Raw genomic sequence first — 12,861 nt, forward strand, 5'->3', positions numbered from 1 at the left:
CAAGCGTTACACCACACTAAGGGACGCAACCGTCATGGGTGACTATCCTCAAGAATTCTTCCCGCGTTTGACTGTTACATTCGCGCTTTTTCCAGGGACAAGTAAAGGAAGTGTAACCACTGGTTTGAGGCTTCTCGACAGTGCAAGACTGACAGGTACCATTCCCGAACTTGTAGAAGCCGGTGTCGATATAGTTAAAAGAAATATGCGCACTGGAGCCATGATTAGTGAAAAGTTCCGGACCGATCTTCCCGACTATCCACCAATTGCCGTGCGTGAAGCCCTGGTGAACGCGCTGATGCACCGAGATTACTCGCCGTCGGCTCAGGGGAGCCAGGTGCAGATCAATATGTTTGTAGATCGGCTAGAGATTACAAGTCCAGGTGGTCTATACGGTGGCGTAACGGTTCGTCATTTGGGTGAACCCGGAGTTAGCTCGACTCGCAACCAACGGATTTCAAGTTTCTTAGAGGAAGTTTCCCTGCCGGGTGAAGGAAAACAGGCGGGGCGCGTGGCTGAAAATCGTGGTACGGGCATTGCAACGATAAATCAGTCTTTGGAAGATGCTCTTATGCCAAAACCTGAGTACATCAATCGGCTTGACAGTTTCACCATAATATTCCGCCGCCGGCGGGTTGCTACTCAGGAGAGGTACACGACGGCGCGGGATCATGTTTTGGCAATCCTGGAGGAAGAATCCTCTTCTTCGACCAGCGAAATCGTAGAGAGAACCCAGTTGAGCCGGACAGCTGTCCAAAAAGCAGTCAACGCTCTAATTAACGAAGGTTTGGTAGAACGAACCGAACCTGCGAGGAGTCCGAAGCAACGTTATCGAATGCTTGAAGATCAGAACTCCCCTAATTGATAGTGGAAAAGTGGAAAACTACAGCTAGATGAGGAGGTGGCGAGAGCATCACGCCTAGCTTCCCACTTAACTTCCCACAGTGTTATGTCTGGTGGGAAGTTCTCAGTCACTTAGCGGGCGCTCCTCGACTAAGAGTCCAACTCGGGCTGAACTGTGGCTGTGTCGCGCAAGCGCTTGTGACCGGCTTTCATGGATAATCGGATATATTCCAATGTCTTTAATGCCTATGCGGAGGTTTGTGTTCAGCATATGAACGCTCAGCCAGTGAAAGCCAGTACCAACGATGGGTTCGACGCCACCCGCTTAGCGCGCATCTTGCTGCCGAAGCGTGGCGAACCGCGCAACGTGCGTTCCCTGTATTTCGTAGAGAACGAGGCCACCACCCCCGGCCGCGTCAACGCAGTCTCCCGTACCGAGGCGATCCTGCCTGCGGGCAGCGAAACCTCCTTCGAGACCTACTTCAACGCCTTCCCCGCCTCCTACTGGCGCCGCTGGTCCCAGCTGGACGAGGTCAAGCTGCGCATCGAGATCACGGGCGAGGCTCGCGTTGACCTGTACCGCTCCAAGTACGACGGATCCCGCATCGGCATCGAGGGTGCCCAGATCGAAACAGATGAGAACGGCCACGGCATCGCTGAGTTCATCATCTCCCTGGCCCCGTTCGAGGACGGCGGCTGGATCTGGTTCGATCTGACTTGCGAGAAGGAAACCCGCCTACACTCCGCTGGCTGGTACGCCACCGTCGAGGCCGGCGAACAGGCCTTCGAGGGCGAGACGCTGCCGGTCGCCGAGCCGAGCGTCACCATCGGCATCCCGACCTTCAACCGTCCGACCGACGCGGTGGCCGCGCTACACGCGCTGGCCTCCGACCCCGAGGTCGACGGACGCATCGAGGCCATCATCATGCCTGACCAGGGCGACAAGCACCCCGCCGACGAGCCCGACTTCGACGAGGTCGCGGAGCACTTTGGCGATCGCCTGCGCATCGTGCAGCAGGGCAACCTGGGTGGCTCCGGTGGCTACTCCCGCATCATGTACGAAGCCCGCCACCCGGAGCGTGGCACCACCAGCCCGTACATCCTGTATATGGACGACGACATCGCCATCGAGCCCGATAGCGTCCTGCGCGCCCTGGCGGCCGCCCGCTATGCGAAGTCCCCGATGTTGATCGGCGGCCAGATGCTGGATCTGCAGGAGCGCAGCTTCCTGCACAGCATGGGCGAGGTCGTCCATCGCGACGTGTTCATGTGGGGTGGGGCACCGCACACCCATTACACTCACGACTTCTACCGCCACCCGCTGCGCGACCTGGGCGACGGCACTGCCCACAACGCTGCAGGCCAGCCGATCGCGCCGGTGGCCCGGGACGTCATCGACAAGGGCTACGGCACCCCGAATAACTCGGAGAACTCCAAGGATCTGCACCGCCGCATCGACGTTGACTACAACGGTTGGTGGATGTGCCTGATCCCACGCTATGTCGCTGATCGCATCGGCCAGCCCCTGCCGCTGTTTATTAAGTGGGATGACGCCGAATACGGCCTGCGTGCAAAGGATGCTGGCTTCCCCACGGCCTCCTGGCCGGGCATCGCGATCTGGCACATGGCCTGGTCAAGCAAGGACGATGCCATCGACTGGCAGTCCTACTTCCACATCCGCAACCGCCTGATCGTGGCGGCCATGCAGATGGAAGGTTCCCCGCGAGGGCTGCTGGTCTCTCTGGCCAAGCTCGCGACCAAGCACCTCCTGTGCCTGGAGTACTCCACCGTTGCCCTGCACATCGAGGCAATGAAGGACTTCCTGGCAGGCCCGGACCAGCTGTTTGACATCTTGGATACCTCTCTGCCGCGCATCGCGAAGCTGCGTAAGAACTACTCTGATGCGGTTGTCGTCCCATCTGCTACCGACCTGCCCCCAGCGACGGGTGGCCCGGCGGGCCTCACGCGCATCCCGTTGAGCAAGAAGGCCAAGATCGTCACTCTTGCCAAGGGGCTGTTGCACAACGCCAAGCCTGCAGACGCCCGCCACCACCACGCACCGCAGGTGAACCTCCCGCCTGTCGAGGCCCGCTGGTTCAGCCTCTCCCGCGTCGACGGCGCGACCGTGACCACCGCCGATGGCAAGGGCGTGTTCTACCGTAAGCGCGACCGAGGCCAGATGCTGGCGCTGGTGAAGGAGTATGCGCGCCTGGAAAAGCAGGTCTACGACCGCTTCGACGAGCTGCGCAACGCTTACCGCGCAGCCCACCCGCACCTGACAAGCCGGGAAGGCTGGGCACAGATCTTCGAGCCCGAGAGCGTGGAAAACAAGTAGCGAGCCGACGCTAGCTGCACCGAAGCTGAGCCAGACCGAAACCGAGCCAGACCGAAACCGAGCCAGACCGAAGTAAGGACAACGCAAAGACAATGAGCTCCACACACGTCAGTGGCGACCCGCTGGGCGAATCCGACATTCTGGTCGCGCTGCAAAAGCAGCTGGCCGACAAGCCGGGAATCCTGCCCACCGCCCGTGGCATGAGCCACTTCGGTGAGCACGCCCTCGGCTGGATGGGCACCGCTGCTCTGGGCTACGGCCTGGCCCTGGCGCAGGGCAAGTCCGCCGACGGCCCAGAGCGCCGCGGCTGGCTGACCATGGGCGCCAGCGCCTTTTTCGCCCACGCCGCCAGCGTGGTCCTCAAGCGCATCGTCCGCCGCCCGCGCCCGCACGACCCGCGGATCAAGATCGGCGTGGGCACGCCCTCGAAGCTGAGCTTCCCGTCTTCCCACGCGACCAGCTCCACCGCAGCTCTGGTGGCATTTACCCAGTCGGCAAACAACCGCACCGGGGCGCTTCCCCTCGTGGGAATCCCGGCGATGGCGCTGTCGCGTCTGGTGTTAGGCGTACACTATCCCTCTGACGTAGCCCTCGGAAGTTGCATCGGCGCTGCCACGGCCATCGCCGTGCGCAGGGTTGTGGATGGGGGACGTGGGGGCGTCACAAAGAAAAACAGTGAGGAGAAAAGCCAGTGAGCGAACAGCGTAGCGACGGCCGCCCGGAGCCGCTGATCGGCGCGGAGCCACACACGTCCGGGTTGGAAGACCCGAACCAGGCGACCAGCACCGCCACCGACACGAAGAAGCTGCGCCCGCCGCGCAACCTGCCGGAGGCGATGATCAAGGCACTGCGCCCGAAACAATGGGTGAAGAACGTGCTGGTCGTCGCGGCTCCGGCGGCTGCGGGTAGTGACATGCTCTTCCACAGCCGCGTGCTGCTGGACGTGCTGATCGCTTTCGTGGCTTTCTGCCTGGCGGCTAGCTCGATCTACCTGATCAACGACGCGCGCGACGTGGAAGCCGACCGGGCGCACCCGACGAAGCGCTTCCGTCCGATTGCGGCTGGCGTGCTGCCGGTGGGGCTGGCGTATGCGATGTCGGTGGTGCTGATCCTGGCGGCGATCGGCGGCTCGCTGCTGGCCTCGTCGGGCACGAACCTGGCGATCGTCGTGGCTGTGTACATCGCCCTGCAGCTGGGCTACTGCTTCGGTTGGAAGCACCAGCCGGTGATCGACATTGCACTGGTGAGCTCCGGTTTTATGCTGCGCGCCATGGCCGGCGGTGTGGCGGCGGCGATTCTGCTGTCGCAGTGGTTCCTGCTGGTCGCGGCGTTCGGCTCGCTGTTTATGGCGGCGGGTAAGCGCTACGCGGAGCTGAAGCTTTCGCTGCGCTCGGGCGCGAAGATCCGCAAGTCCCTGGAGAGCTACACCCCAACCTACCTGCGCTTTGTCTGGACTCTGGCCGCCACCGCCGTGGTGCTGAGCTATGCGCTGTGGGGCTTCGGCCTGGCGCAGACCGTCGATTCCGGAGTGGCTGCCGTGTGGTACCAGGTTTCGATGGTGCCGTTTACCATCGCGATTCTGCGCTATGCTGCGGACGTTGACCGAGGCGAGGGTGGCGCGCCCGACGAGATCGCCCTCGAGGATCGCACCCTGCAGTTGCTGGCGCTGGCCTGGTTGTTCTGTGTGGCGATGGCTGTCTACATCGTGCCGATGTTCTAGCTGTTTTCTTTTGGACGCCGACTCTTCCCCCGCGGAAGGTTGGCGTCTTTTGCTTTTCTTAAGCAGCCGGGCTGGGTGTGAACGGCGTTACACTTTTGGGGGTGAAAATGTGGCGTCGAGAGATGGGTGTGTGACTGCTGTGGCGGGGGAGGGGAGGAGAGACCTTAATTATTGGAAGATGTAGCGATTTACTTAATGGATTCGATAGTTATCTTGAGCAGGATCGTAAAGATTTGATAACGTACTCGCATTCTGTGTTTCTCGGCAGAGCAACTGCGTTTCGAGAGATTTCAAGACTGACTAGAGCTGTTTAGGATTGTATGAATTCGACGATGAAGAGTAAGGGACTGGGCGCGAAGCTCACTGCATTCCTGGTTGCAGTGGCCACTGCGCTGGGCATGGCTGTTGTAACTGCACCTACGGCTGCTGCGGATAACCGCGGCCACCTGCGCCCGGGCTGCAGCTGGAGCAAGCACAAGTACTACCTGCAGAACTGCTGGGTTTACTCCCCGGCGATGGGGCAGAAGATCCAGGTGCAGATCAAGCCTTCCTCGCGTGGCGGTAACGCTGGCGTCTACATGCTGGACGGCCTGCGCGCACGCCAGGACTATAACGCGTGGGTTTGGTCTGGCAACGCTGTGAAGAAGTTCGTCAACGACAACGTGACCCTGGTTATGCCCGTTGGTGGCCAGGCTCAGTTCTACACGGACTGGAAGGGCCCGTACGGCGGCAAGGGTGGTCCGAAGAAGCCGCGTTGGGAGACCTTCCTGACCCGCGAACTGCCGGGTTACCTGCAGCGTAACTTTGGCGTGAGCCCGAACCGCAACTCCATTGTCGGTCTGTCCATGGGCGGTACTGCCGCGATGAACCTGGCTGCGTGGCACCGCAACCAGTTCAAGCAGGCGACCTCCCTGTCTGGTTACCTGAACCCGACCTGGCCGGGCATGTACGCCGGAATCCAGTACGCGATGTCCGATGCGGACAAGGGTGCGAACATCTGGGACATGTGGGGCAGCCCAGTAGACCCGCTGCGCTTCCGCAATGATCCGACTGTTCAGGCTGGCCGTTTCAGCGGTATGCCGCTTTACCTGGCTGCATCCGGTGGAGTTCCGGCTCGCGGCGAGAAGTTCCTGGAGAACCCGCGTGGCGTTGCTGCCGGCATCGGCCTGGAGTGGATGGCGCGTACCTCCACTGCGAAGTTTGAGATGGCTGCTCGTGCGGTAGGCGCTCGCCCAGTTGTGAGCTACCCGATCAACGGCCTGCACGCATGGCCGTACTGGGATGTGGAGCTGAGCAAGGCTCGCCCGCACATCCTCCGCGCGCTGGGTGCCTAGTTAATTTTGTGACTAGTTAGCCTGGGGCCTTGTTAAACGGAGGCCTTGCTAACTGGGGGCCTGGTTAGGTCCCGAAGCCACTGTCTGAGGTGCCGGCTTGAATAGCCGGTCGCCTTCGGCGGTGGCTTTTGCGCTTCTTGGGGGTAAATGTCGGAAAAGTTGCAAAGCTTCAAGTCGGCCATTTTGTGGATACGATTTGTGGCGCTCTGACCAGCGGTTTTGCGAAATGGAAATAGTTACCAACAAAGAAGTGCAACTTTTCCGACATTTAGGCCGGGGTGTGGGGCTGGTCTGGATGGCTGGGGCGTGGGGCTGGGAAGAGGGTTTGCCGGTGTTGGCTATCTGGGCGGGGTGGTCGAGGTGGGGTGGTTGGGGCGTGGCGGCGTCAAGAAAAAGGAAGAGTAAAAAGGGTCACATGGGTAACAGTGGTTACGTGCTAGGCTAACCCTAAAGTAAAACTTTAAATGTTCCGCGTGTTGTCCATGTGAATACGCTTTTGCTTGCCATAATTACTGACGTGCTTGAAGCGCGCCTGTGGGAAGTGCTTGCCGTGACTGCTCAGCGAGGCGTCCCGGCGGGAAGCCCCAGGCCGTGATTGACAGCAATAAACAGAATCTGAATAGAGTACCTGGATCGAAAAGTTCAGTAATGGCCGGCAGTGCGAAGCAGGAGGGGAACCTGCTTCGGCTGACACAGCACCAGCGCTGAGCTGGCCTACAACTACGCACGACCAGCACAACTGCAGGGTGGAAGCCAGGACAACTGCAGAACTACAACCAAACAACCAAAGAGCAACAGAAAGAATGAAGACTATGCGCCTTGCAGCGAAAATTTCCCGTCGCACTCGCTCCGCCAGCAGCAAGACCGGTAGCACGAACAGCAGCAACCTCCGCCGCGGAAGCGCCGCGTTCCTGGCACTGCCGCTTTCCGTTGCACTTGCAATGCCGCTGACCCCGGTCGCTGCCGCCCAGAGCTCCCTGGGCGGATCCCTGGGCCCCGGCTCCGGCACCAGCTACCTGGACCCCGAGAGCATCCCGAAGCGCACCCCGCGCCAGGTCACCGAGCAGCACCTGCAGGGCCTGCCGGAGGGTGTCAGCGTGGACCGCGTTGAGTGGATCACCGAGCGCTGGGCGAACGTCTTCATCAACTCTGCCGCCATGCCGGGCAAGCCGATCAAGGTGCAGATCCTGCTGGCTCGCGACTGGTACTCCCAGCCGGACCGCAAGTTCCCGACCGTGTGGGCCCTCGATGGCCTGCGCGCCCGCGAGGACGAGTCGGGTTGGACCCTGTCCACCAACATTGCTAACCAGTACGCGGACCGCAACGTCAACGTGATTCTGCCCGTCGGCGGCGAGTCCTCCTTCTACACCGATTGGCAGCAGCCAGACAAAGGCAAGCACTACAAGTGGGAGACCTTCCTGACCAAGGAACTGCCGCCGGTGCTGCGCGAAGGCTGGCGTGCCAACGAAGACCGCGCCATCACCGGCCTGTCCATGGGCGGCACCGCCGCGATGAACCTGGCCGAGCGCTTCCCGGAGATGTGGAAGTTCGTTGGTTCTTTCTCCGGCTACTTAGATACGACTTCCTACGGCATGCCCGAGGCCATCGCCTATGCCACCAATGACGGCAATGGCTACGACGCCAAGAAGATGTGGGGCGAATTCGGCTCCCAGGACTGGATCGACCACGATCCGAAGCTGGGCGTTGAAGCTCTGAAGAAGATGACCGTCTACGTCTCCGCAGGCAACGGCAACGCCGGCAAGTACGACAAGCCGGGTGCTATCCCCGGGCTGCCGAGCAACATGGCGGGCTTCGGTCTGGAAGCCATGTCCCGTATGACCACCGAGACCTTTGTCAAGCGCGCTAAGCAGGCGGGCGTCAAGCCGATCACCGCCTTCCGTCCGTCCGGCACCCACGACTGGCCGTACTGGCAGTACGAGATGATCCAGGCATGGCCGCACATCGCCGATGCCCTCGGCCTGTCGGAAGCTGACCGCGGTGCGAAGTGCCAGGTCGGCGGCGCTATCGCAGAGAACGTCAAGAAGGTTCCGAACCTGGGCGCCTGCATCTCTAACGAGTACGACGCTAAGGACGGCGGCAAGGTTCAGGACTTCCGCGGTGGCCGTGCCTACTGGTCCCCGAAGACCGGCGCCCACTTCGTTTGGGGCCGCATTGGCGCCCGCTACGCGTCGATGAACGGCCCGGACTCTTGGCTGGGCTACCCGATCTCCGAAGAGCACGTCATTTCCAACGGTCGCGGTCGCTTCACGGCCTTCGAGAATGGCGCGATCTACTGGACCCACGAGACCGGCGCCTTCGCTGTGCCGAAGGACTTCGTCGACGAGTGGGGCAAGACCAACTGGGAGAACGGCCCGCTGGGCTACCCGATCGCTGAGGTCGAGAAGGTCGGCGACAGCTACATGCAGAAGTTCCAGAACGGCCTGATCGTCCGCGATAAGGACAACAAGACCAACTACGTCCAGGGCAAGATCGCCGAGAAGTACCTGCAGCTGGGTGGCCTGAACTCCAAGCTGGGCAAGCCGAAGAGCGGTGAAAAGGAGATCAAGGGCGGCCGCTTCTCCGAGTTCGAGCACGGCAACATCTACTGGTCCCCGTTCACCGGCGCGCACGTGATCTACTACGGCAATGTGTTCGACGAGTGGGGCAAGCGTGGCTGGGAGCAGGGCAAGCTCGGCTACCCGACCAGCGACTACGAGGACATTCCGGCCGGCGGAACGAGGATCAAGTTCCAGCACGGTGAGATCCGCGAGGTCAACGGACGCGTAGAGGTGCTCTAACGGTGGGCGTCACTAAGAAAAACACCGGACGCACGTCCCGCGGTGCCGTTGTCGGTGCTGCGTGCGTGGCGCTGCTGTCCCTCGGTGCGCTGACGGCCTGCGGCGACGACGAGACGGTGGACAATTCCACCGAATCCTCAGTGCCGTCGGTGTCTGCGTCAGAGTCTGGGTCCAAGTCCGACAAAGACAAAGACGGCAAGGACGGTGACGGTGAGTCGGGCTCTAGCTCTACGGAAGGTAGTGACGCCCCAGGCTCCGCCGGCCAAGGCGGTGCGCCAGCGCACGACGGCGGCGTAGATGAGGTGGATGAGATCCCCAATGGCGCGCAGCGTAGCGACAAGGACAAGGACTTCCTGAACCGCTTGAAGGATGGCGGCATTGACCTGACGAAGGCCGATGATGCCTCCGATATTGGTGGCCTGGAAGATCAGGTCATTGCAGCTGGTCAAGCGCACTGTACCGCCGAAGGCGGCGGCAAGGCGGACGTCTACACTCCGTTGGCTGCGGGGCAGCTGAAGGAGAACGGCGTGATCGACGGTGATCCGAAAAAGGCCGAGGAAGCTATTCGCAACGCAGCGAAATCGGCGTATTGTTAGGGCTTCAGCGCTTCCGAAGTCTCGAGTAACCAGGCTGTCCACACTTACGCGCGGGCAGCCTGGTTTTGTTCTAGAAGGAATTTATGAAAAAGGTCTTGACCATTCTGGCCGTGCTCGTCCTCCTTGCTCTGATCGTGGTGGGCGTGGGGAATTGGCTACTCACAAATGATCAACCGGGAGGCCCCGGGCCGGGCAAGCCCTCTGCACCGCCGAGCCCTGAAGCGCAGAACCCGCCAGGGTGTGCGGATGTAGAGGTGCTGGCGGCCCCGGGTACGTGGGAATCCAAGGCGGACGATGATCCGCTGGCTCCGCGCGCCAACCCGCGGTCCTTGCTGCTGAATGTCACCCGCCCCCTGACCGAGGAGTTCCCCAAGGAGAAAGTGAAGGTGTGGACGTTGCCGTACACCGCGCAGTTCCGCAACATCAACGCGAGAGGGGAGATGACCTACGACGACTCCCGTAACCAGGGCTTCAAGCGGCTGGAAAACGAGTTGCGGGAGATGCACAAGGCATGCCCGGCAACGTCCTTCGTGCTGACCGGCTTCAGCCAGGGCGCGGTGATCACGGGCGACATGGCTGGGGAGATCGGCAACAACCGGGGGCCGGTTCCCGCAGACAGGATCTTGGGTGTGGCTCTGATCGCCGATGGTCGCCAGGAGCTGGATAAGGGCACGCTGGTCGGTGCGAAAGGCATCCGCGGTACGGGCGCGGAGATTGCGCTGAACCCGGTGAGCGGGCTGATCCAGACGATCGTCCCCGGGGCGACGATGCGCGGTCCGCGCCCGGATGGCTTTGGTGAACTCAACGATCGCGTGAATAACTTCTGTGCGCCTGCCGATCTTATTTGTGACGCCCCAGGGGATCTGGGCAATGCTCTTGTGCGAGCTAAGGACCTGGTGGCTGCCAATGCTGTCCACTCTCAGTACGCGACGAATGGCACGGTCGTGGACGGGAAGACCGTGCCGGAGTACATCGTTGGTTGGGCTCGGGATCTGATTAACGAGCGCACAGGCAAGTAGTTGGCATGGCGCCGGGCGCGAGTGCACCATACGGCGCCGGGGGCGAAGGTACTGCATGCCGCCGGGCGCGAGACACAGCATTGCGCAATTGCAGGGTAACGAATGCCTTTCCCGGTACGATGTGTTTCACAAGTAAAACTAAGTGTTTATAGAAACAGATAGAGGAGATCTCAGTGGATATCACTTCGGCAATGGGGCAGTTTTACGACGAGCAGGGCAATATCAACATCCCTGATCAGCTGACCCTTTCCGGTATGTGCGAGATGCTGTACACGATGGCGCAGATGGAAGGCACCGTAGATAATGTGCTGATCCGCCACTGGGACTTCTCCGAGTCGCGCGAGGGAACGGTACACGAGATCACCCGCGCGCAAGTGAACACCCGCATTAAGGCCGTGTGCGTGCGCCTGCAGCAGGTCGCCAAGCCCGGCGACCGCGTGGCGATTCTGGCTAATAACTCCCCGGAGTACATGTACGCCTTCCTCGGCGCGATGTACGCCCGCATGGTGCCGGTTCCGCTGTACGACCCCAACGAGCCGGGCCACACCGGTCATCTAACCGCCGTGCTGGGTTCCTCCGAGCCGACGGTAGTGCTGACTAACAAGCGTTCCGCGGCTGCGGTACGCAAGCACTTCGCTGCCATCCCCGCGACCGAGCGCCCGCGCGTGTTGACGGTGGACGCGCTGCCGGATGCGCTGGCCGACGATTGGCAGAACCCCATGGCCGCCATCATGGCGGATCCATCCCTGGCCCCGAAGTCCAGCGAGGAAGCATTCCTGCAGTACACCTCCGGCTCCACGCGCACCCCGGCTGGCGTGGTGCTGACGCACAAGTCGATCGTCACCAACGTTTTGCAGATCTTTAAGGCCGTTAACCTGAAGACCCCTCTGCGTCTTTCCACCTGGCTGCCGTTGCACCACGACATGGGCGTGATCTTGTCCGCCTTCGTGATCATCCTGGGACTTCCCTTCGAGCTAATGTCCCCGCGCGACTTCATCCAGGATCCGGCCCGCTGGGTCCGCCAGCTGAACCGCAAGAGCGAGGGCGAGAACATCTACACCGTCGTTCCGAACTTCGCCCTGGAACTGGCCGTGCGTTACGCCGACCCGGCGAAGGTCGCGGAGCTCGCCGACGTGGACCTGTCCGCTATCGACGGCATCATCAATGGTTCCGAGCCGGTGCACCACAGCTCTGTGCAGAAGTTCCTGGATACCTTCGGCCCCTACGGCTTTAAGAAGGAGGCCATGCGTCCGTCCTATGGTCTGGCCGAGGCCACGCTGATTGTCACCACCCCGCAGACTGACGAGCGCCCGCTGACGAAGTGGTTTAAGCGCGAAGAGCTGTCCGCCGGAGCCGTAGTAGAGGGCAGTGCGGACGACGTAGACAGCCTCTCCCTGGTTTCCCTGGGCCAGGTTTGTTCCCCGCAGACGCTGGCTATCGTGGATCCGGAGACCGGCAAGGAGCTCGCCGACGGCAACGTTGGCGAGATCTGGGTGCACGGCGACAATATGGCAGCGGGCTACCTGAACCGCCCCGAGGAAAGCGAAGAAACCTTCCGCAACAACCTGCCCGTAGCCAACCGTCTGGAATCCGGTGGCCACGCGGGCGACGTGCCGGAGGACAACTGGATGCGCACCGGCGACCTGGCTGTCATCGTCGACGGGCACCTGTTTATCACCGGCCGACTGAAGGACCTCATCATCGTCGCAGGCCGCAACCACTACCCGCAGGACATCGAGGCCACCGCCGACGAGGCCACCGCGCAGACCGCTCCGGCCGTTATCGCCGCCTTCGCAGTGGGCGCCGGCGAGGGCACTGCTGCGGCCCGTGGCGCCGACGGCGAATCCGTCGAGGGGCTGGTCATCATCGCCGAGCGCGACCCGGAGGCCACCGAAGATGGCGATGCGGAGGCCATTGAGGCCATGCGAGCCGCCGTCACCGCCACCCACGGCGTGCAGCCCTCGGACGTGCGCATCATCGCGCCGGGCACCCTCCCGCGTTCTTCCGCCAACAAGATCGCCCGCCGCGTAGCTGCGAAGGCGTATCTGGAGGGCACGCTGGGCGCTTAATCCATAAAGCGCTTCAGGCGCGTTAAAATATGGCGATACTAGCGACCCCCGTGCGGCCTTCGACAGCGTTTAAGCCGGTATCTCGGTGGTCGTTTATTGCTTTGTGGCACACACCCACATAACTGCACACGGCTCACTCACGAATTA

At 61.7% G+C, this 12,861-nt stretch carries 9 protein-coding genes; all 9 read left to right on the top strand.

Annotated elements, in window-relative coordinates; all coding sequences use genetic code 11:
* Positions 1-865 (top strand): ATP-binding protein (locus HMPREF2678_RS10035; RefSeq protein ID WP_141747025.1); only part of this gene is annotated, 865 nt, incomplete at its 5' end.
* Between the two features lie 249 nt (positions 866-1,114).
* A complete protein-coding gene (locus HMPREF2678_RS05040) occupies positions 1,115-3,178 on the top strand; it encodes a glycosyltransferase (protein ID WP_070551198.1) in 2,064 nt (687 codons plus the stop codon).
* A gap of 92 nt (positions 3,179-3,270) precedes the next feature.
* Positions 3,271-3,873 (top strand): phosphatase PAP2 family protein, encoded by a 603-nt coding sequence (locus tag HMPREF2678_RS05045; RefSeq protein ID WP_034972213.1) that lies wholly within the window; start codon positions 3,271-3,273, stop codon positions 3,871-3,873.
* Positions 3,870-4,898, top strand: a complete 1,029-nt coding sequence (locus HMPREF2678_RS05050; RefSeq protein WP_034981568.1) for a decaprenyl-phosphate phosphoribosyltransferase — start codon at positions 3,870-3,872, stop codon at positions 4,896-4,898. Before HMPREF2678_RS05045 ends, HMPREF2678_RS05050 begins: the two co-directional genes overlap by 4 nt.
* 320 nt (positions 4,899-5,218) lie before the next feature.
* Positions 5,219-6,232, top strand: a complete 1,014-nt coding sequence (locus HMPREF2678_RS05055) for an alpha/beta hydrolase (protein ID WP_034968475.1) — start codon at positions 5,219-5,221, stop codon at positions 6,230-6,232.
* Between the two features lie 812 nt (positions 6,233-7,044).
* Positions 7,045-9,030: an alpha/beta hydrolase-fold protein gene (locus tag HMPREF2678_RS05060; protein ID WP_210382704.1), complete on the top strand. Its 1,986-nt coding sequence runs from the start codon at positions 7,045-7,047 to the stop codon at positions 9,028-9,030.
* A gap of 2 nt (positions 9,031-9,032) precedes the next feature.
* Positions 9,033-9,626 carry a DUF732 domain-containing protein gene (locus HMPREF2678_RS05065; RefSeq protein ID WP_070551202.1) on the top strand — a complete coding sequence of 198 codons (594 nt, stop codon included), beginning with the start codon at positions 9,033-9,035 and terminating at the stop codon, positions 9,624-9,626.
* Between the two features lie 83 nt (positions 9,627-9,709).
* Entirely contained in the window at positions 9,710-10,645 is a 936-nt protein-coding gene (locus tag HMPREF2678_RS05070; RefSeq protein WP_043011696.1) for a cutinase family protein, read from the top strand.
* Between the two features lie 173 nt (positions 10,646-10,818).
* Positions 10,819-12,714, top strand: coding sequence for a FadD32-like long-chain-fatty-acid--AMP ligase (locus tag HMPREF2678_RS05075; protein ID WP_070551204.1), 1,896 nt, complete (start codon positions 10,819-10,821; stop codon positions 12,712-12,714).
* Positions 12,715-12,861: the final 147 nt, after the last annotated feature.

The organism is Corynebacterium sp. HMSC058E07 (genome assembly GCF_001809885.1).
Classification (GTDB): Bacteria; Actinomycetota; Actinomycetes; order Mycobacteriales; family Mycobacteriaceae; genus Corynebacterium; species Corynebacterium macclintockiae.